This is a genomic window from Streptomyces sp. NPDC050806, from assembly GCF_055586425.1.
Window position 1 is genome coordinate 87,772 of sequence record NZ_JBVJIF010000014.1, and the last position, 20,701, is coordinate 108,472.

At 73.6% G+C, this 20,701-nt stretch carries 16 protein-coding genes; all 16 read right to left on the reverse strand.

Features of this window, described 5'->3' with window-relative positions; all coding sequences use genetic code 11:
• Positions 1-42: 42 nt before the first annotated feature.
• Entirely contained in the window at positions 43-864 is an 822-nt protein-coding gene (locus ACZ6WH_RS35750) for a hypothetical protein (RefSeq protein WP_469733876.1), read from the reverse strand.
• The gene (locus tag ACZ6WH_RS35755; protein ID WP_469733878.1) at positions 861-1,700 is read right to left on the reverse strand and encodes a 4'-phosphopantetheinyl transferase family protein; all 840 of its coding nucleotides are present in this window, start codon (positions 1,698-1,700) and stop codon (positions 861-863) included. Before ACZ6WH_RS35755 ends, ACZ6WH_RS35750 begins: the two co-directional genes overlap by 4 nt.
• Before the next feature lie 36 nt (positions 1,701-1,736).
• Positions 1,737-2,771, reverse strand: a complete 1,035-nt coding sequence (locus tag ACZ6WH_RS35760) for a C45 family autoproteolytic acyltransferase/hydolase (protein ID WP_469733880.1) — start codon at positions 2,769-2,771, stop codon at positions 1,737-1,739.
• An 8-nt stretch (positions 2,772-2,779) separates the two neighbouring features.
• Complete coding sequence (locus ACZ6WH_RS35765; protein ID WP_469733882.1) at positions 2,780-3,394, reverse strand: GNAT family N-acetyltransferase; 615 nt, start codon at positions 3,392-3,394, stop codon at positions 2,780-2,782.
• Positions 3,395-3,397: 3 nt separating this feature from the next.
• On the reverse strand, positions 3,398-3,661 hold the full coding sequence (locus ACZ6WH_RS35770) for an acyl carrier protein (protein ID WP_361563014.1): 264 nt from the start codon (positions 3,659-3,661) through the stop codon (positions 3,398-3,400).
• Positions 3,651-5,183 (reverse strand): AMP-binding protein, encoded by a 1,533-nt coding sequence (locus tag ACZ6WH_RS35775; protein ID WP_469733884.1) that lies wholly within the window; start codon positions 5,181-5,183, stop codon positions 3,651-3,653. The genes ACZ6WH_RS35770 and ACZ6WH_RS35775 overlap by 11 nt, the downstream gene beginning before the upstream one ends.
• Positions 5,180-8,512, reverse strand: coding sequence for a non-ribosomal peptide synthetase (locus ACZ6WH_RS35780; protein ID WP_469733886.1), 3,333 nt, complete (start codon positions 8,510-8,512; stop codon positions 5,180-5,182). The genes ACZ6WH_RS35775 and ACZ6WH_RS35780 overlap by 4 nt, the downstream gene beginning before the upstream one ends.
• On the reverse strand, positions 8,509-10,779 hold the full coding sequence (locus ACZ6WH_RS35785; RefSeq protein ID WP_469733888.1) for a class I tRNA ligase family protein: 2,271 nt from the start codon (positions 10,777-10,779) through the stop codon (positions 8,509-8,511). Before ACZ6WH_RS35785 ends, ACZ6WH_RS35780 begins: the two co-directional genes overlap by 4 nt.
• On the reverse strand, positions 10,776-11,846 hold the full coding sequence (locus tag ACZ6WH_RS35790; RefSeq protein ID WP_469733890.1) for an NAD(P)/FAD-dependent oxidoreductase: 1,071 nt from the start codon (positions 11,844-11,846) through the stop codon (positions 10,776-10,778). The genes ACZ6WH_RS35785 and ACZ6WH_RS35790 overlap by 4 nt, the downstream gene beginning before the upstream one ends.
• On the reverse strand, positions 11,846-13,165 hold the full coding sequence (locus tag ACZ6WH_RS35795) for a lysine N(6)-hydroxylase/L-ornithine N(5)-oxygenase family protein (RefSeq protein WP_469733892.1): 1,320 nt from the start codon (positions 13,163-13,165) through the stop codon (positions 11,846-11,848). The genes ACZ6WH_RS35790 and ACZ6WH_RS35795 overlap by 1 nt, the downstream gene beginning before the upstream one ends.
• 160 nt (positions 13,166-13,325) lie before the next feature.
• A complete protein-coding gene (locus ACZ6WH_RS35800) occupies positions 13,326-14,633 on the reverse strand; it encodes an MFS transporter (RefSeq protein ID WP_469733894.1) in 1,308 nt (435 codons plus the stop codon).
• On the reverse strand, positions 14,626-15,969 hold the full coding sequence (locus ACZ6WH_RS35805; protein WP_469733896.1) for an ATP-grasp domain-containing protein: 1,344 nt from the start codon (positions 15,967-15,969) through the stop codon (positions 14,626-14,628). The genes ACZ6WH_RS35800 and ACZ6WH_RS35805 overlap by 8 nt, the downstream gene beginning before the upstream one ends.
• 34 nt (positions 15,970-16,003) lie before the next feature.
• Positions 16,004-17,176, reverse strand: coding sequence for a saccharopine dehydrogenase C-terminal domain-containing protein (locus ACZ6WH_RS35810; protein ID WP_469733898.1), 1,173 nt, complete (start codon positions 17,174-17,176; stop codon positions 16,004-16,006).
• Positions 17,166-18,221 (reverse strand): saccharopine dehydrogenase, encoded by a 1,056-nt coding sequence (locus tag ACZ6WH_RS35815; RefSeq protein ID WP_469733900.1) that lies wholly within the window; start codon positions 18,219-18,221, stop codon positions 17,166-17,168. The genes ACZ6WH_RS35810 and ACZ6WH_RS35815 overlap by 11 nt, the downstream gene beginning before the upstream one ends.
• A 61-nt stretch (positions 18,222-18,282) precedes the next feature.
• A complete protein-coding gene (locus ACZ6WH_RS35820) occupies positions 18,283-19,404 on the reverse strand; it encodes a cytochrome P450 (protein ID WP_469733902.1) in 1,122 nt (373 codons plus the stop codon).
• 64 nt (positions 19,405-19,468) lie between these two features.
• A complete protein-coding gene (locus ACZ6WH_RS35825; protein ID WP_469733904.1) occupies positions 19,469-20,677 on the reverse strand; it encodes an acyl-CoA dehydrogenase family protein in 1,209 nt (402 codons plus the stop codon).
• Positions 20,678-20,701 lie beyond the last annotated feature (24 nt).

The window sequence follows — 20,701 nt, forward strand, 5'->3', positions numbered from 1 at the left end:
TGCAAGCGCATGACACTGACAACCGGCGAACCGCCACCGCTCTCACCGGCCGGACGGCTGCCGGTCTCCGAGGACGCATCGCAGCGGCGGGACGGGCAGGGCGGCGAGCGGCGAGCCGGGTGCCGCGGTCAGCCCGGCGGTCACGGTTCGCCAGGTACGCAGCAGCTCGGCGGCGCGTTTCCGTTCCGCGGGGCGGGGTGAGCCGACCTTCAGGCGGGGGCCGGCGGGCGAGGGCGGCGCCGAGAAGTGGTGGACGCCGGTGTCGGGCGCGTACCAGGAGCGCAGCAGCCAGCCGGCCGGCGGCACCGGCGGGCCGACGTGGTCGAAGACGAAGAGGGGTTCGCCGGGGGCGTCCGGGGCGGTCAGCACGCCGGGCGCGACGATCTCCGCGCGCGCCGCTCCGGGGACCTCCCAGTACGCCATGAGGGCCTCCCAGGCCCGGTACGCGATGCTGTCGCGGTTCGGACGGGGCCGCGTGGGCGGACAGGGCTGCGTGGGCGGGCCGGGCTGCGCGAGCGGACCGGCCGGCCGGTCGGCGGACGCCGGGCGGGGGCGGCCGGTGCCGGAGCCGTCCGCCGCCGCGGCGACCTCCGCCAGGAACTGCCCGGCCCGCGGTGCGAAGGACCGGGCATCCTCGCAGGTCAGCCGGAGTTCCGGCCCGTCCCAGGCGGCGGTCAGCTCGGCCGTGACGCCCGCCGACCGCACGACCTGACCGTACGTACCGGGCTGCCAGCCCGCCGGCGGGCGGTCCCGGCCGGTCAGCACACGCGAGACACCGACGGCCAGGTCGGCCGCCGCGGTGTGCGGGGCGATGACGTGCAGGCGGAGCCGTCCGCCGGGGTGGTTCCGGGTTGCTCCGGTCATGTCCGCTCGCTTTCCGTCGCGTCGGTGCGGGCCGGGGTGGCACGGCGCCATGGATACGCGGTGGGCCACCGCCCGAGGGCGTCCGGCGGCACCGGCCCGCCCTGGGTGACGACGGCCGCGACGGCCGCCGGGCTGCCGTCGCGCGACGGCAGCGGTGCCGTACGGCCGTGCCAGGGGCGTGGCCCGTGCCCGGAGATGTCGCGCAGGGTCACCCCGCCACCGGGAGCGAAGCCGAGGCGGACCTCCCGCGCTCCCCGGTCCAGGCCCCGCCCGGTCGCCTTGACCGACGCCTCCAGCAGCGTCCACGCGGGGAAGAACGCGGCGGGTGCGGCCGCGGCCGGCAGCGCCGGGTACACGGTGGCGAGCACGCTCAGGGCGGCCGGTACGGGCCGCAGCCGCTCGATGTCCACTCCCAGCGGACCGCTGCCGGCCGCGCCGAGCAGCAGCAGGGGGCCGGACCGGGACCAGCTGACGTGCAGCGCCGGATGGTCCGGCAGATACGGCTTGCCCAGCGGCGTGTACGCGAGGCGCAGCTCCGCGGGCGGCACCCCCAGCCGGCGGCCCAGCAGGTCGCGCACCGCCAGCCGGGAGCGGCGGAACCGGCGGGCGGCCGTCGCGTCCAGGAAGGCCCGGCCGCGCTGTTGCTCCTCCTCCGTGAGCCGGGCCCGGCCGGGCGGCGCGGGGCCACCGGACGCGGCGTCCCCGGCCGCCCCGGCCGGACCGCCCGCGACGGACACCCCGGCCGGACCGCCCGCGACGGACACCCCGGCCGGACCGCCCGCGTCGGTCGCCCCGGCCGGGCCGTCCCCGTCCAGGTCCACGAGCCACAGGTCCACGGCTCTCTCCTCCTTTCCGTCTCCGGGCCGCGGCCGCTACAGGCCGAAGACCTGGGTGGCGGAGAGCGAGGGGTCTCCGGGGCGCACGTGCAGTTCGCCGCGGTCCGGGAACATCACCACGGCGGCGACGGTGCGTTCGCCGCGGATGTCCCCCCGGTCCGGCACACAGATCGGCGGCGTCGACAGCAGCGCGAAGTGTTCCTCGGCCCCGCACCCCGGCGCGAGGTCGTCGAGCCCGGCGGTGGCCGCCTTCAGCCTGCGCACCGAGGAGTTGCGGGCGAACACGTTGATCTCGTCGAACGGGACGAAGTCGGGGTGCAGGAAGTGGTTGGTGTGCACCGTCTCCGCGGCCTCGGTGACCCGCAGTTCGTCGCCCAGGGCCTCCACGACGACGGTCCGCTCCCGGTCGCACAGGACGAGGGTGCGGGAGCTCGCCAGGGGCAGGCCGCGCAGGATTTCCAGCGCCTGCGGCACGTCCCGCGCCGTGTCCAGCAGGTGCCGGATGGCGAGGTAGGGCGGCACGCCCGGGTGCCAGTCGCCGCCCAGGACCAGGTTGAGGCCGACCGCGAGGCCGTCGCTGTTCAGGCCCAGGTAGCCGAGGAGGCCGCCGAAGCTGAGGACGAGCGAGCGGCGTGCCGACCCGGTGCGGCCGACCTCCAGCACGCTGATGTGGTCGTCGAGGTTGCCGTTGAGGTCGACGGTCTGCGCGAGGACCGGCCCGCCCGCGCCGGTGCGGGCGTACGTCGTGCAGTCGCCCGCGGAGGGCACCTTGCGGTACCCCATGATCTCCCGGCGCAGCTGCAGCAGCCATGCCTCCTCCGGCCGGATCCCGGCCCCCTCCGCGAGGCCCGCGACCTCCTCCGCGAGGTCCGGCGCGGCCGCCGCGACCGCCGCCCGGTAGGCGGCGATCGACGGCAGCAGACCGTCCAGCGAGACCGGCTCCGGCATGACCTTGTTCAGCCGGCAGAGCGAGTCGTCGAGGAAGGCGCGCAACGGACCGGCGAGGGCTTCACCATGGGCCCGCCCGGCGGCGAAGGGACCGCCCGACGCGCGGACGAGAGGTATGCCCACGCCCTCGCTCATCCGACGGCGTCCAGCTGGGCGACCTTCGGCTTCGTGGCCAGCTCTTCCTTCACGCGGGGCCACTCGGCGCGCAGCACGCTGTAGAAGATCGCGTCGCGGCGGCGCCCGCCGGGCATGAAGTTGTAGCTGCGCAGGGTGCCCTCCTCCACCGCGCCGATGTTGCGCAGCCCGCGGCGGGCCTGGGTGTTGAGGATGTCGGTCTTGAACTCCACGCGCTCGGCGCCCAGTTTCTCGAAGGCGTGCTCCAGCAGCAGGTACTTCGCCCAGCGGTTGATGCCCTGCCCCCGGAAGTCGCGGCCCAGCCAGGACCAGCCGATCTCCAGCCGGGCGTCGGCCTCCGCGATGTTGCCGTAGCTCATGCTGCCGGCGACCCGGCCGGTGGCCTTGTCGGTGATGATGTGGACGACGCGACGTCCCGCGGCCTGGTCGGCCAGGCAGGTGTCGAAGAACTTCTCGAAGTCGGCGTCGGTCTCGACGGCGGAGACGAAGTACCGCCAGATGTCGGGGTCCATCGCGACGGCCCGTACGGCCTCGCGGTCGGTCTCGGCGACCGGCCGCAGCAGGACGTGCTCGTTCTCCAGTACCACCGCGGCGTTCTGTGCCCAGGTCATGGTTCAGGCCACCTTCTTCGTGTGTCGGGACAGGGACTCGGCGACGCTGCGCAGGGTGCGCATCTCGGCGAGGTCGTGCTCGGTGAAGTTGGCGAGGTCGACGTCGGTCGCCTCGCACACCTCGGTGAGGAACAGCACCTTGTTGAGCGATGTCAGACCGTAGGTGCCGGCCATGTCCGCGTCCAGGTCGAGGTCTTCGGGGGCGACCGCGGGGTCGAGGACGGCGGAGAGCGACTCACGGGCCGCGTTCTCGATGTCAGGCAGCATGGATGCCTTCCTTCCTGTCGTGGATCAGGTCGTGGTGAGCGGCGAGGATCTGCTGCCGCTTGGGCTTGTACTGGGACGTGAGCAGGCCGTTGTCGATGCTGAAGGGGGTCTCGGCGACCACGACCCGGCTGATCTTCTCGTCCGCCTCGGAGGCGGCGTTGGTGCGGGCGAGCTGGGCCGCGACGGCCTCCAGGTCCGCGGGTACGGAGGCCGGGGAGACGACGGCGACGAGGTCGGTCTGCGTGGGGCAGAACAGGACGCACTCGGCGATGGCCGGGCTGGTCCGCATGTGCTCCTCGATCGGCCGGACGACGATCTTCTTGCCGTTGTCCAGCACGATGACGTCGTCGGCACGGCCCCGGATGAAGAGGAAACCGTCCTCGTCGAGGTACCCGAGGTCGCCGGTCCGTACGGTGCCGTCCGGGCCGAACATCCGCTCGGAGGCGCCGGGTTCGGCGTACGCGTAACGGTAGTTGACCGGGTGATCGCTGCGTACGCTGACGACCCCGTCCTCGTCCACCAGTACCTCCTTGCCGCGGAGGACCTTGCCGACGCTGCCCGTCTTGTGGGCGCCGGGGTGGTTCTTGGTGACGATGCAGGTCTCGTTGAGGCCGTACCCCTCGAAGATCGGCAGTCCGGCGTCGGTGAAGAAGCGGAGCATGGCCGCGTCGGCCGGCGCCGAACCGGTCCACAGATAGCGGATCCGGTCCCCGAACAGGTGGCGCCCCGCGTCCCGGGCCGTCTCCGCGCCGCCGGAGCGGCGCACCCGGGCCTCGATCTGCCGCCGGGCCGTCTCGTAGAAGGCGGGCACGCCCATCACGACGGTGGGCTTCGCGCGGCGCAGCGCCGCGAAGGCCGCCTCGTAGCTGCTGACGGTGACGTCATGGCCGTGCACGAGCGCCGAGTAGATCCAGTAGCGCTGCTGGAGCAGCGACAGCGGCAGGAAGACGAACAGGTCGTCCCCCGGCTTGTGTTCGAAGATCTCCTGCACCGCGGCGAGCGAGCTGTCGATGCTGCCGACGGTCGCGCCCAGCCCCTTGGGCGTGCCGGTGCTGCCGGACGTGAACTTGATCGTCGTCACGTCCCGCGGCGCCCACTCCACCGCCGGCAGAGCGGTGCTCTCCTCGGGGCCCGCCGGCTCCTCGGCGAGCCCGCGGACCTCACCGATCGGTACGGTCCCGGGGGCGTCGGTGGGCCGGTCGGTGAAGAGCAGTTTGATGCCGTAGCGCGCCATCAGCTCGGCCGAGGGCGCGAACTTGCCGGGCTCCAGGCCGGCCGTCTCCGCCTTCAGCAGGAGCGCCGCGAGGTCCAGCAGCACCCATTCAAGGCCGTTGGCCGCGAGGATGCCGATCCGGTCGCCCGGACCGATGCCCCGCGCCCGCAGCCGGCGCGCCAGCCGCTCGGCCCGCTCGTACAGCTCCGGCAGCTCCATGGTCTCCGTGCCGTCGAGGCGGGAGAAGGAGATCCGGCCTCCCAGCGGCGGCGTGGAGACGATCTGGTTGATCACCGAGTGGCCGGTCACCGTGTCTCCTCCTGCTTCGCCGCCAGCGCCGTGGCCATCGCGGACACGGTGTCCAGCTCCGCCATCACATCGAGCGGGATGGTGACCCCGAACCGCTTGCGGACCGCGGTGAGGATGCGCGCCGCCGCGATGGAGTCGCCCCCGAGCGCGCGCAGGCTGTCGTGCACGCCCACCCGGGCCCCGCGCAGCACCGTGGTCCAGATCTCGACCAGGGCCTTCTCGGTGTCCGTCGTGGGCTCGCCGCCGCCCTGCGGAGCGTCGGCCGCGGGCGCCGCCTCCTCGACGTCGGTCGCGGCGAGCTTCGAGCGGTCCACCTTGCCGTTCTTCGTGAGCGGCAGGTCCTCGTGCCAGATGACGGCGGTCGGGATCATGTAGTCGGGCAGGTCGCGGCGGAGCGCGTCCCGCAGTTCGGCGTCGGTGGGCCGCACGTCACCGCTCGGGACGAGATGGGCCACCAGCCGGTCGCCCCGGGCGCCGGGCCGGCTGGCGACCACCGCCTTGGCGACGGCGTCCACGGCGACCAGGCGGGTCTCGACCTCGCCCGCCTCGATGCGGTAGCCGTTGACCTTGATCTGGAAGTCGCTCCGCCCGAGGATCGCGATGCTGCCGTCGGGCAGATAGCGGCCCAGGTCACCGGTGCGGTAGAGCCGCTCGTCGCGCCGCGTGTCGTACGCGAACCGCTGGGCGGTGCGCTCCTCGTCGGCCCAGTAGCCGCGCGCCAGGCCGGTGCCCGCCGCACAGATCTCGCCGGTCACCCAGTCGGGGGCGTCCAGCCCGTCCCGGTCCAGGATGTACGCGCGGTTGTTCGCGTTCGGCCGGCCGTACGGGATGGACCGGCTGCCGTCCTCCTCAGGGCCCACCGGGTGCAGGATGTTCCAGATCGTCGTCTCGGTCGGGCCGCCGAGCGAGATGACGTCCAGGCCGGGCTTGAGGCGGCGCAGCGCGGCCGGCAGCGCCGGCGGGATGCGGTCGCCGCTCATCATCACCAGGCGCAGCGCGGGCGGCACCACCGCGTCGGCGACGGCCTGTTCGTGCAGCATGGACACGATGGCGGGCACGGAGTTCCACACCGTCACCCCGGCATCGCGACAGAGGTCCAGCCAGTGCGCCGGATCCACCGCCCGGTCGCGGTCGGGCATCACCAGCGCGGCCCCCGCGGACAGCGCGCCGAAGACGTCCCAGACCGACAGGTCGAAGTTGAACGCGCTGATGGCGAAGAACCGGTCGTCGGGCGTGATGCCGAACCGCTTGTGACAGTCGGCGACGACGTTCGCCACGTTGCGGTGGGTGACCATGACGCCCTTGGGCGCGCCGGTGGTGCCGGAGGTGTACAGCACGTACGCGAGGTCGTCGGGGTGGGCGCCGGGCAGCGGGGCGGGGAGGTCGACCGGCGCGCCGGTGTCCAGGGGCTCCGTGACGTCGAGGCGCAGCACCTCCCGTTCGCCCGACGGGTCCTGCCAGTCGAGGTTGGTGAGCACCTGGCGCACCCGGCCGTCGCGCAGCATGTAGCTCTGCCGCTCGGCGGGCAGTGCCCCGTCGACGGGCAGGTACGCGGCCCCCGCGAGGACCGTGGCGAGGATGCCGACGATCTGCTCGGGCCCGCGGCCCATCACCAGGCCGACCAGCTCGTCCCGGCCGACGCCCCGGTCCCGCAGCCACCGCGCGGCGGCGGCCGCGCGGCGCAGGACCTCGCCGTAACCGTGGCTGCCGCCGGAGGTGATGATCGCGGGCGCGTCCGGGGTGCGCTCGGCCTGGGCCGCGAACGCCTCGCCCAGCAGCGTCTCCGGCAGCGGCACGGCCGTGTCGTTGGCCGCCCGGCGCCGCTCGCGCTGGGCCGCCGGCAGCAGGTCGAAGGTGTGCCGCTGCCAGGCGGCCTCGTCGGCCAGCGTGCCCAGCAGCGACGCGTAGCCCTGGGCGAGGTCGTCCAGCAGCCCTTCGGGGAACAGCTCGTCGATCCCGTCGAGCTGGACGACCAGCCCGCCGTGCTGCTCCATGGCGAAGGCGTTCAGCCACACCTGCGGGGTCTGGCTGACGCTGAAGACCTCGGGCCCGAACAGCTCCAGCGCGGAACCGTCGACCTCGCCGTTGACGTGGCCGATGGCGCTGTTGAACGTGAACGGCATCCGGGCGCCCGCCACGCCGCCGCGGCGGCGCGCCAGCTCCTGCATGACGTCGCTGCCGGAGAAGTGGCGGTGGTCCAGGTCGCTGCGCAGCCGTGCCTGGAGCGCGCGGGCCCGCTCCTCGAAGGTGCGGGACCGGTCGACGTCGGCCTCGACCAGGAGGGTGTCCGAGAAGTTGCCGATGGCGTCGAAGACGCGCGGGTGGATCGGCGGGCGGTTGGCCACCGTGGTGGTGAGGGTGAAGCGGCGGCCGGCGCCCCAGGTGGCGAGCGTCTCGGCGTACGCCGCGAGCAGCACCGCCGACGGCGTCAGCCCGGCGAAGGAGGCCCGCTCCTTCAGGGCCTTCCAGGTCTGCTCGTCCAGCCGCACCAGGCGCTGGGTGAAGCGGCTGGCGGTCAGCGCCGCCGGGCTGGTGCGCAGCGGCAGGTCCGGGTGGGGCGCGAGGTCGTCGACGCGGTCGAGCCAGTACTCGCGCGAACGGCGGGCGGGAGCCTTGCCGCGCGCGGTTTCGAGGGCCGCGACGTACTCCTCGTAGGGCAGTTCGCCCGGCGCGTCGCCGTCGGTGCCGTCGCGGTACTGCCGCCACCAGGCGCGGAAGAACAGGAACATGCTGATCCCGTCCATCACCAGCCCGTCGTGGCTGACGTGGAGCACCATGCGGTCGTCGGCGAGGAGGGTCACCTCGGCGGCGATCAGCGGCACCTCGTCGGCGTCGAGCACGCGGTGGGAGCGTTCCTCGCGCAGTTCGCCGCGGATGCGCTCCTGCTCCTCGGGGCTCTCCCCGCGCAGGTCGAGGCGGCTGATCCGCGGCCGGTGCTGGCGGAACTCGGTGACCTGCCGCTCGTCCGAGACGAAGCGGGAGCGCAGCGCGCTGTGCGCGTCCACCACCGCTTCCAGGGCGCTCTCCAGCCGGTCCAGGTCCCACACGCCTTCGAACTCGTGGTAGACGTGGCTGGAGATGTCACCGATCTCGAAGATGCCGCTGCGGCCGAGCAGGTAGGCCCGCTGCAGGGGAGTGAGCGGGAAGCCCGGTCCGTGCCGCTCCTCCTCGGCCAGGTGGGCGACCAGCTCCTCCTTCATGCTCTTGACGAGGGCGATGAATTCGGGGTCCATGCGCTCGCGGCCGCCCTGGAGCCGCAGGTCGTTGCCGGACAGGGAGACGGACAGGCCCCGGCTGTCGATCTCGCGGAGCACTTCGCGGTAGTTCATCGGGCCCCCTCACTGAAGGCGGTCAGCGCCGCCTCGTCGGCTCGCTCCTCGATCAGCACGGCCAGCGCGTTGACGTCGTGGCTGCCGAGCAGTTCCTCGACGCTGACGTCCACGTCGAGGGCTTCCAGGATCTGGTACTGCAAGGTCACGGCCTGCAGCGAACTGGTGCCCAGCTGGCTGAGGTTGCTGGCGCTGACCTCGGTGTCCGCCGCCAGCTGGAGCACGGTGCGGACCTGCTCGCTCAGCCACGGCACCAGCTGCGGGCCGGCGTGCGCGGGCCGGGGCGCGGGGGCCGTCGGCCGGAAGAAGACGGCGTCCGCGAGGCGGATCTCGCTGTCCGCGGGGACCAGCTCCACGGTGCGCGGCCATACGGCCGGCTCGGGCAGGCCGAGCGCCGCGGCGAGCCGCGCGGCGAAGCGGGGCATGACGGGCGCTGCGGCGTGCGCCAGGAGGCGGGCCGCGGCGAGTTCGAGGGCGATGGCGGTACGGGCCTCGCTCTCCCAGCCCGCGGTCTCCGCGAGGACGGCCTCCTGGCGGGAGAAGCGCAGCGTGTCCCGGACGATGCCGTCCAGTTCGGCGGCCGCCTGGTTGAGCGAGAAGCCCTCGGAGCCGAGGCTGCCGGTGACCGCGGCGAGGCGGGCGCCGAGCCGGCCGAGGAAGGCGGAGTGCTCCGGCGTCCAGGTGCCCGCGTCCGGCGCGTTGCCGCCGTACCGCTTGGTGACCCGCGCCCCGAGGTCGTTCAGCCAGCCCTGCCAGGTGCCGATCAGCGTCTCGTCGAGGGTCGTGTCGTACGCGGCGCGCTGGAAGTTGGTGCGCCGGCCCTCGGGGCGGGTGGCGGCGAGGAAGTAGCGGACCGCGTCGACGGAGTCGGGGCCGAGGATCTCCTTGCCCCAGATGGCGTGCCGCCGGCTGGTGGAGAACTTGCTGCCCTCCAGCAGGTAGAACTCGTTGACGTGGTAGTCGATGTCCGGGTTCCAGCCCGGGTGGGCCAGCCGGTAGAGGGCCGGGTAGAGCACGGAGTGGTAGAAGCTGTTGTCGTACCCGAAGAAGTGGACGACCTTCCAGTCCTGCTGCGGCGCGGCCGCTTTCCACTCCTCGCCCAGCCGGGCGCCGAGGGACTGGATGCCGTGCAGGAAGCCGTACGACATCTCCGGCCACACCCAGATGACCTGCCCGTCCACGTCCTTCTCGGCGGGCGGGACGCCCCAGCCGGAGGGGTGGCTGATCGGGATGTCCAGGCTCGGGCGGCGGAACAGCCGGTCGCTCAGCTCCCGCAGCCGGGCGGGGACCCGGCCGAGGCGGTGGTGGTCGGCGATCTGCTCGCGGAAGGAGTGCAGCGGCAGCGTCCAGCGCGCCACGGGGGCGCTGCGCGGGGTCGCCGCCGAGTGCGCCGAGGCGGGGTCGACCAGGTCGGTGACGGTGTTGGGCTCGCCGCACTCCTCGCAGATGTTGCCGCTGGTGCCCGAACCGCACCCGGGGCAGCCGCCCTTGACGTCCACCTCGTAGAGGTACTGCCCGCTTTCCGCGTCGAAGAGCGCCTCGGCCTCGGTGGGCCGCACCGTGCCGTCGGAGACCACGCGGGAGAAGAAGTCCTGGAGCCCGGGGCGGTAGGACGGGTCGTCGTCGGTCACGGTGTACTGGTCGGGCGTGATGTCCATCAGCGCCAGCGTCCGGGCGATCTCGGCGCTGTAGTGCGCTGCGGTCTCGGCCGGCTCGCGGCCCTCGGCGCGGGCGGCGCCCACCACATAGCTCTGGTAGTCGTCGCTGCCCGTGAGGTGCCACGCCTTGGTGCCGTTCATCCGCTGGTGGCGGACGTAGGCGTCGGCGCCGAGGTACGGGCCCGACAGGTGCCCGAGGTGCAGGTCCCCGTTGGGCGTGGGCGGGGTGGAGAAGACGAAGACCGGCCGCTCGCCGAAGTTGGTGCGCTGCGTGTTGCGGGCCGAGGCGAGGGCACGGTCCGCGTCGCGCCAGTACTGCGTCAGGAAGACCACGTCGGTGTCGCCGGTGTTCTCCAGGACGTGGGACTCGAAGGGCTCGAAGAGGGCCACCGTGCCGGGGGCCGCCGGGTGGCGGCGCCCGTCGACGACGAACTCGCCGCGGCCGGCGACGATCACGAAGAACTCGGTCTCGTCGTGCTGGTGGCTGGCCGAGCTGCGGCCGGGGGCGACCCGTCCCCAGCCCGCGCCCACACCGAGGCCCTCGATGTCGCTCATGTCGATGCCGAACGCCTCGTGCAGGGCGGTGTCGTCGTACGTGTTGATGATCACGCCGTGTCCTTACGCTGGGAGGGAAGGGGGAGCAGGCCTGCGGTCTCCGCCGCGATGGCGGGGGCGAGCCGGTATCCGGAGCCGTTGGCGGCGCCCGCGAAGACCACCCGCGCGTCGTCGGTGACCGCACTGACCACGGGCTCCATGGCGGGGCCGTAGGCGTCGCAGAAGATGCGGCCCGACACGCAGCGGTCGGCCAGGCCGGGGGCGTAGCGGTTCAGGGTCGCCAGCGCCTCGCGCCGGTCGGCGGCCGACACGCTCGTGGGGAGGGTGTCCGGGGCGACGTCCCACTCCTGGCAGGTGTAGCTGAACAGCCAGTGCCCGCGCTCGTGGTACGGCAGCAGGAAGGCGTCCTCGTCCTGGAAGACGACCGCGCGGTCCCCGGGCACCGGGGGCACCTCGATGTGCAGGGCCACGATCTTCTTCACCCGGGCGCCCAGCGGCGCGACGAGGTCCTTCCAGGCGGGGGCCGCGAGCCAGGGCCCGGGCGCCAGCACGACGTGGCCCGCGGTCAGGCTGTCGCCGGTGCCCAGCGCCAGCTCCACCGCGTCCGCGCCGGCCGTCACGCCGGTGACCCGGACGCCCTCGCGGAACTCCGCGCTACGGCGCAGGTCGCGGGCCAGGACCTGGGTGAGGGCGTGGACGTCCGCGTACTGGCAGCCGTCCCCCTCCCACGCGGCCTTGCCGTCCGGCACCAGGGCGGTGCCCCCGGCCACCTCGGTGACCGGCCGGAGCTTCGCCTCGGGCAGGTACGTCTCGTGCAGCCGCGCCTCGTTCGCCGCGTCGGCGATCACCGTCATGGCCAGCGGATGGATCGGCAGGTCCGGGCGGGCGGCCTTGAGCGCCGCGTAGTGGTCCTGGCTGTACGCCGCCATGCCGCGCACCCGCTCCGTGGAGCCGCGGGGGAAGTGCAGGCCGGCCGAGCGGCGGGTGGCGCCGCTGCCGACCGCGTCCTGCTCCAGCACGACCACGGAGGCGTCCGGGGCGCGGGACAGGATCTCCCGGGTGATCATGCAGCCGAGCACGCCGCCGCCGACCACCGCGAAGTCGGTACGGTTCCCCGTCATCACGCGCCCCACAGGACCTTGGCGCCGGCCTTGGACGACCACTCGATGAACGAGGCCAGCTGCTCGTCGCTGCGCACCCCGCTCAGCCGGTCGGCGATGCGCTGGCTGCGCCAGGCGTTCAGGCTGAGGTTGGGGTCGGCGAGGCCGCGCTGTCCGCGGGCCGCGTTCTGCACGAAGATCCGGCGGTCGTCGGGGCCGTCCCAGCGCACCGCGTAGTGCTCGTCGATGCTCAGTTCGTCGCCGTGGCGCTCCAGGCGGTCGGCGATCGGGGCGAGGAAGTCCATCCGGGCCGGGCGGAAGCCGGTGGCCCAGATGATGACGTCCGCCTCGAAGTGCTCGACGCCGTCGGGCTCGTCGTTGTGCCGGACGCTGATGTCCCAGCCGCCCGCGGCGCCGGCCTCGACACCGGTGACCTCGCGGTTGGGGTGCAGCCCGACGAGGTCCGGGTTGCCCTGGACGAAGCGGTGGACGTAGATGCGCTGGTAGAGGTCGCGCAGCGTCGACTCCGAGATGCCGTCGCTGCTGAGGATGTGCTGCGCGTTGAACGCCTGTCGGATCTCCGGCCGCAGGCCGTAGAAGTAGTCCGAGTGGGACGGCATGTAGTAGTCGTTGGTGAACGGCGAGTCGTCGATCGGGAAGTAGTTGCGGCGCCGGGAGAGCCACGAGATGCGGCGCGGCAGTTCGCTGTCGGGGCGCGACATCAGGTCCAGGCAGGCCTCGGCGCCGGACTGCCCGCCGCCGACCACCACGACCCGCTTCCCGCCCAGGCTCTTGGCGGCGCTCATGTAGTCGTTGACGTGGAACTGCGTCTCGCCCTGCAGGCCGTCGGCGAGCGGCGGGACCCACGGCCGGCTGCCGACGCCGACGACGATGTTCTCGGCGGTCACGGTGCGGCGGTCGGTGCGGACGGTGAAGACGCCGTCGAAGCCGACCTCCTCCACGTTCTCGCCGAAGACGACGTTCTCGTTGCGGCGGCTCGCCCAGGCCAGGTAGTTGCGGAACTCCAGGCGCGGCACGTCGTCGAACTGCGCGTTGAGGAAGTGGTACACCCGGCCCTGGTCGTGCAGGTAGGACAGGAAGGAGAACGGACTCTTCGGGTCGGAGAGACTGACCAGGTCCTTGAACATCGACACCTGCAGCGTGGCGCCGGGTATCTGTTGCTCGTCGTGCCATCCGAAGGCGGCTTTGCGGTCGAGGAAGAGGTTGCGCACCTCCGGGCGGCCGTGCAGCAGCGACGCCAGGCTCAGGTTGGCGGGTCCCACACCCACTCCTACGCAGTGGTACTGCGCGGAATCGGCCTGGGTGTTCGCGTGCCCCATTGAGATCTCTCCTTCAGGCGGATGTCGGCGGTAGCCGACTCAGTGGTGCCGGATATGAGATGTGATTTGGCGTGATGTCGGGCAGAGGGACGGTCGTGCGGTTCCGGCCGGACGGGCGGTCGACCCGTCCGGGCCGGCGGGGGAGGGAAGTTGTGGGGGGTCAGGCCGGCGCGGCGGCCTTGTGCGCTTCGGGCAGCTCCTCGCTCTCCTCGGGGGCGGGAGCCGCGGGGGCCGGTTCCGCCGGTACTGGCGGCGGCCGGTGGCGTACGGCGATCAGGCCGAAGACCGTGGCGAGGAAGGACCCGACGGCCACCGCCGGCCAGACCCATCCGCCGAGCTGGAGGAAGAGCCAGCTGCCGAGCATCGGGCCCACGGCGGTGCCCAGGCCGAACATGAACTGGAAGCTGCCGATGTACCGGGACCGCAGGTGCTCCGGGCCCGCCTTCGCGGGGTAGGCGAACACCGCGGGCCCGCCGATGATCTCGCCGAGCGACCAGATGAGCGTGCCGACGACGACGGCGGCCGGGCCGATCGGCAGCCCGTAGAACGCCACCCCGGCGCCCACCAGCGCGAAGCCCAGTCCGATCGTCAGCTTCAGCGGCCACTCCTGCGAGACCTTGGTGATCAGCAGCTCGAAGGCGATGACGATGAAGCCGTTGAGGGAGACCGCGAAGGTGTACCAGAAGAGCGCGAGCCCGGCGTCCTTCATGTAGAGCGGCAGCGTGGACAGGTACTGCATGTAGACCGCGGAGTGGCAGAAGGCCGCGACGAGGTAGAGCAGGTACCGCCGGTCACGGACCACCGCCAGATAGCCGCCCCGGGACCGGCCGCCGTCCGGCGCGCCGGACGGCACCGGCGCCGGCCGGACACGCGCGGGCAGCGTCGACCAGGCGAAGACCGCGTACACCAGGGCGATCACCGCCTCGCCCCAGAACAGCAGGGTGTACTGCTGCCCGCCTGCGTGGTAGAGGCCGTAGCCGACCAGCGGCGCGGCGGTCGCTCCCACATTGAGCCCGAACCGGTACATCGCGAAGATCATGACCTGGCGGTTGCCGGGCGTCAGCTCCGCCAGCAGCGTCGCGGACGCCGGCCGGAAGAGCTGCGCGCCCAGGCTGACCAGCGCGATGGCCGCCAGCAGCGTGGCGAAGTCGGGCAGGTACAGCAGGGCGGCCGTGAGCGCCGCGGTGCTGCCCATGGACACCACGGTGGCGGTGCGCACGCCCATCCGGTCGGCCAGGGTGCCGCCGATCAGCGAGCCGGCCACGGCCCCGGCCCCGTAGACGCCGAGGGCGGCGACGGTGTGGCCGTCGGAGTAGCCCCGGGCGGTCAGGAACAGGACCAGGAAGATGTGGAGGAAGCCGCTGAGGCGGTTCACCAGGACGCCGGCGAGCACGGTCTTCACCGCGAGCGGCGCCTCCCGGAACGTCCGCCACACCGTGGCCCGCTCCGCGGCGATCGGCTCAGACACCGTGACCGCCCGCCGTTCCCGTGGTCAGCGTCACCGCGGCGCGCACCCGGCGTTCCAGCTCGTCCAGCTCCCCGGGGGTCGGCGCGTCGATGAGGAAGGTCACCGCCCGGTCGTCGGAGCTGGCCAGCGGGGCGAGCTCGGCACCCTTGGGCTTGAGCACCAGGACCGCGCGCAGCGTCGGGGGCGCGTCCGGGCCGCCCGGCGCGATCTCCGGCCACATGCCGCCCTCGCCCACCCACACCGGCGCGACGCCCGGCCAGTCGACCGTGACGTCCTCCAGCGTGCCGGGCTCGTGGTCGAGGTAGACCTGGCGGGCCCAGCGGCGCGGGGCGGGGTAGGAAGCGGGCTCGCCCAGCGCGATCCGGACGATCTCGGGTTCCAGCGGCTGCCCGGTGGCGAGCCGGTAGAGCGCGAGCAGTCCGTCCCCGGGGGTGCGGGCCGCGACCTCCATCAGGTACGGCCGGCCGTCGGCGGCGACCCGCCACTCCGCGTGGGCGATGCCGTCGCCGAAGCCGAGTCTTCGCAGCAGCTGCTCATTGGCCGTCAGCAGTGCCCCGTCGTCCTCCGTACGGGCGTTGGGCACCGAGTGCGAGAGTTCGACGAAGGTGCGGGCGTGCGACTCGGTCGTCTCCTTCCTCGTGACGGAAGCGAAGATCACCTTCCCGTCCTGCACCAGGCTCTCCACCGAGTACTCCTGGCCCTCGACCTTCTGCTCGACCAGCACGGTCTCGTACCCGGGGTACTCCGCCAGCAGCTCCCGCAGTTCGGCGGCGTCCGCGACATGGGCCACCCCCGAACTGGAGTGCCGGGTCGCGGGCTTGGCCACCACCGGGTAGGGCAGGCCGCCGAGGGCGGTCTCCTCGCGCTCGCCCGGCGGGATCACCAGCGAGGCGGGGCTGAACTCGTCCAGGTACCAGCGCTGCAGGTACTTGCTGCGGCAGGCCCGCGTCGCCCGCAGCCCGGGGCCCGGCAGGCCGAGGGCGTCCCCGAGCAGGCCGGTCGGCTCCACGAGGGTCTCGCCCACGGCGTACGCGCCGACGATCGTGTACTGCCGCCGCCAGGCCCGGGCGCGGGCGATGAAGCCCGGCACGAACGAGCCCTCCTGGTCGAGGGAGCCGTCGACGAAGGCGACGTCGTCGATGAGGGACGCCGGGTGCTCGGCGTCCTTCATGCACCGCTGCGCGGACTCGCGGTAGCTCTCCGGCGTGATGAGCAGCACCTTCAGGCCCCGCGCCGACAGCTCCCGGAGGTAGCGCGGATTGCGGCAGACCACCCAGAAGGCACCGGTGAGAACGAAGGCACGCGGCGGCGGTTCGGGCAGAGCGGCGACAGTCATGATCTTTCTCCCCGTGATGGATGTGCGGAACGGACTACTCGAAGGTGATGCGGAAGCCGTGACCGGCCAGGAAGTCCATCCAGCGGCCGGCCTCCCCGGCGGACTCGGCGGCCCGGTTCAGGCCGGCCGGCAGCGCGCCGGCCAGCAGCCGCGTCAGGCCGAAGGCGAGCGGCAGGGACACGCAGCGGGCCATGGCGCTCTCGGTCTCGTCACCGGTCAGGTCCATCAGGTAGGAGCCCTGCCAGCTGTCGCCGCCCGCCGTCCGGACGCCGAGCGCGACCGAGAGCACCACACGGTCGCGGTCGGCCTCCGTGGTGGGGTACCGGTCGGCCAGCTCCTTGGCCAGCGCCCTGGTCCGCGCCTCGTCACCGGCGCGTACGGTGCGGAAGACCTCCTCCCAGGCGGCGCGCCAGCCCGCGTTGCGCAGCGTCCCGCGGACGAACGTCCGCAGCCGCCAGCCGTCCGGGATGCCGTACTGCGCGACGAAGGGCAGGCTGTCGCGGTTGGGGTAGACCTCGAAGTCCTCGCCGCCCAGGCGGTGGACGCGGGTGGCCTCCCACGGGTGCGCCGCGGTGCGCTCCGCGCCCTCGTCGACGTACCGGGCGGGGGAGCCGAGCGCGGCCAGCACGCCGTAGGGCGCCCAGCTGAACCGGTAGCGGAAGTCGTTGGGCACGGCCGGTATGCCGCCGCAGTACGAGGTGAACTCCACCGACTCGGCCGTGTCGCCGACCGCCTCCCGGGCGTGCCCGACGAGCCGGTGCGCCATCAGGTGGTCGATGCCCGGGTCGAGACCGGCCTCGGTCAGCACGACGAGGCCGGCCTCCGCCGCGGCCACGGCCAGTTCCGCCACGGCGTCGGAGACATAGCTGGTGCAGGCGAAGTGCGCCCGGCGGTCGACGGCCAGCCGCAGCAGCCGCGGGTGTTCGGTGGCCGGCAGCATGGAGACGAGCACGTCCCCCGCGCCCACGGCGGACTCCAGGGCCCCGTCGTCCAAAGCCCGCACCTCGGCCCGGCCGGTCAGGCCGAGGGCGGCCAGCCGGTCGGCCGCGCGAGCGGCGGTACGGTCCCACAGCACCACCCGCTCGGCCTGCTCGCAGAGCACGCCGAGGCCGGTGCGGCCGGTGGACAGGCCGGTGCCTATCCAGTGGACGGTGCCGCTGGCGGGTACGGCCGCGGCGGGGCCGGTGGTCGGCCGGTCAGCGGACATGAGTGCTCCCTGTGTGGTCGGCGTGCGCGGCGGCCTCGAAGGTGCGCAGGCAGCGCGCCCAGGCCGGGTCGGTGTCGGTCAACTGGCCGAGCTGGGGCGCCAGTTCGGCGGAGAACGCCCGGCTGGACTCGGCGGGCAGCAGCGAGGGCAGATTGTCGATGGCGATCAGGTCGGCGGGCCGGTCGCCGTCCCGCAGCCGCAGGACGGGCCGGTCCCACGTGGTGACCTCGTCGTACACCGGCAGGACGTTGCAGTCCGAGGTCACGTCGCAGGTCACGTCCGAGATCACGGCGGTGCGGCGGTCCGGCGCGTCGAGGTCCGCTTGGGTCACGAACGGCGGCACGGGCCGCGTGGTCAGCACGGTGTTGACCACGATGTCGTGGTCGAGCAGGGCCGCCCGGTCCAGATTCCGGGTCTCCGCCACGTCCCACCGGGTCGGCGCGATGCCGGCGGCCTCCAGGGCGTCGCAGGCGCCCCGGCCGCTGCGGCCCAGCGCGCCGATCACCAGCGCGGTCCCCCCGGTGCCGGACCCCAGCAGGGCGTCCAGGCCGGGCCGGTCGGACGGGCGCAGCGGCGTCTCCAGCCGGCCCCGGTGGTGCAGCACGGCCAGCGCGGCACCCACGTAACCGGCCCAGTAGCCGAACGCCGCGAGACGCCGGCCGTCGTCGTCCGTCAGGTACTCCAGGTCCAGCAGCGCACCGCCGCCCGCCGTGAACCGGCCGAGCAGCTCCCGCGCGCCCGACTGCCCCTTGTAGGCGTGGCCGAAGAAGATGTGCCGGTGCCGCAGCCGGTCCGGCCGGCCGGGCAGCTCCTTCAGGCCCAGCACGTAACTGTCCTCCGGCGCCTCCTTCCAGCTGCCCGCCGGCGCGGTCCGGCAGCCGGCGGCGGTGTAGTCCGCGAGCGGGAAGGCGCGCTGCGCCGACTCCTCGACGGTGATCTCGACGCCCTGCTCGACCAGTTTCGCGGCGTCCTCGGGAACGAGCGGCGCGCGCCGCTCACTGGCACGGGTCTCGTGGCGCATCCACAGGCGTGGCATGTCCGGCATCAGGCTGGTACTTCCTCTTCAGGGGTCGGCTGTCAGGAGGAAAGAGCTGTACGGACCGCGCTCACAGCACCGGGATACGGGCGTTGGCCAGCGGCCGGTAGGCCACCTCGGCCGGCAGCTCCGCCGGGTCGAAGCCGGCGGCGAGCAGCTCACCGACGACGCCGCCCGCGAGGGCCACGGCCAGCTCCTCTCCCGGACAGCGGTGGGCGGCCGTGCTGAACGTGAACACCGCGGGGTCCGTGCGGCCGGGCCGGAAGGCGTGCGGGTCGGGGTTGGCCGCCGGGTCGCGGTTGGCGGCGGCCAGCAGCACCAGCACCTGCTCGCCCGGCTTGAGTTCGGCGTCGCCGTACCGGAACACCTCGGCGGCGAACCGGCGCGTGTTCTGGATGGGCGCGTCGTGCCGCACGACCTCCCGGACGAAGGCGTCCATCGTGCCCCGCGGCCGCCCCTCCCGGGCCAGCGCCAGCAGGGTGTTGCCGATCAGCCCCGCGGTGGCGTCGTACGTCTGGGACAGAAACCCCACCGCGTTGGCCAGCAGCGGCGCCGTACGGGACCAGGAGGCGCGCCGTGCCGCCCGCACCAGCTCGGCGAGGAGGCCCGTGCCGTCCCCGCCCCGCTCGATGCCCGGCCCCAGCAGCTCCTGGAGCCGCCCGGCGGCCCGGGCCGCGGCCTGCTGCTGTTCCGGCGTGGCCGAGGCGGGGATGCACTGCACGAAGTCCCCGATGAGCCGGGCCGCTTCGGCGTCCGAGCCGTCGTCCAGCCCGCACAGCGCCGCCACCACCCGCGCGGGCACCGCGAACATCAGCTCCTCGAAGGGCGGCCGGGCACCGGTCAGGCACGCCCGGGTGCGCTCCGCGGCCAGCCGGGCGGCGTGCGCGGTGTCCACCCGGCCCAGCGCGTCGACGACCACCGCCTTCAGGCGCCGCTGGAGGTCCCCGTCGGTCATCCGCACCAGCGACCCGAACACCTCACCGGCGGGCGTGCCGTCGATCCCGGCCGGCACCGGCTCGGCGGCGGGCCGCACCCGCAGCGCGTCGTCGGTCAGCACGGCCCGCACGGCCGCGGCGTCGCTCGCCACCCAGGCGCCCACCGCGGGGTCGAAGGCGAAGGGCCGCTCGGCCACCAGCGGCGCGTAGTAGGCGTAGGGGTCCGGCAGCCGGACCGCTTCGATGGGGGTGGTCACCCGTGGAACTCCTTGCTCGGTGGAACGGTTGAGAAAACGGCGGGGGAACGGGGGCGGCCGTCGGTCAGACGTCGGCGGCGGCGCGGGCCGCCCGCCGGGTGTCGAGGGTCCCGGCGATGGTCAGCCGCATGACCTCCGACGTGCCCTCGTAGATCCGCAGGGAGCGGATCTGCCGGTACAGGCGCTCGGTGACGCTGTCCTTCACCACCCCCGACGCACCGAGCAGCTGCACGGAGGCGTCGATGATGCGCTGCGCCTCCTCGGTGGCGTGCAGCTTGGCGATGCTGGAGTGCCGGGCGAAGCGCCGGCTGCCGCGGTCGGCCTCCCAGGCGGCCCGCGCCACCAGCAGCGCGGCCGCGTTGAGCTGGACGTCCATGTCCGCCAGCGACGCCTGCGTCAGCTGGAGGTCCATCAGCTTCCCACCGCCGATTTGCCGCGTACGGGCCCGGGCCAGGGCCGTGTCGGCGGCCCGGCGGGCGAAGCCGAGCGCCGCCGCGCCCACGGTCATCCGGAAGCGTTCGAGGAGGTCCATGGCGATGACGAAGCCCTTGCCCGGCCGGCCCAGCACGGCGTCGGCCGGCACCCGGCAGTCCTCGAACACCAGGTGCGCGAACGAGCGCGGCGCGAGGGCGTCCAGCCGCCGCCCGACCCGTACGCCGGGGGTGTCGGCGGGCACGAGGAACGCCGACAGCCCCAGGGGCCCCGGGCCCTCCCCGGTACGCGCGATGACGACGTACACATCGGCGATGCTGCCGTTGGCGATCCAGGCCTTCTGCCCGTTGAGCACGTAACCGCCGTCCGCGTCCCGCTCGGCCCGCAGCGCGACCGCCGCGACGTCGGAGCCCGCCTCCTCCTCGGAGACCGCGAACGCGCCGATCAGCGAGCCGGTGGCCATCCGCGGCAGATAGTGCCGCCGCTGCGCCTCGCTGCCGTACCGGATGACGGGGGTGGCGGCCAGCGCCTGGATGGAGAACGCGAAGTCGGCCAGGTCCTCGGCGTACGCGAGCGCCTCGCGCATCAGACAGATCGCCCGGAAGTCACCGGGCAGGCCCGCCGCCCCGGAATCGGGGTCCAGGAAGGCGAGCCAGCCGTCCTCGCCGAGCTGCCGCACCAGGCGCAGCCCGGCCTTCTCCGGGGACTCCGCGCGGATCTCGTCCCAGAAGGCCGGACGGTCGTCGCACCAGGCGCCGACGGCGTCCGCGAGCCGGCGGTGCGGCTCCTCGTAGAAGGGGAGTTCAAGGATCTCCGGGTCAAAACTCGTGAGCTGTGACAAGGCAGTTCTCCGGGCGGGTACGGG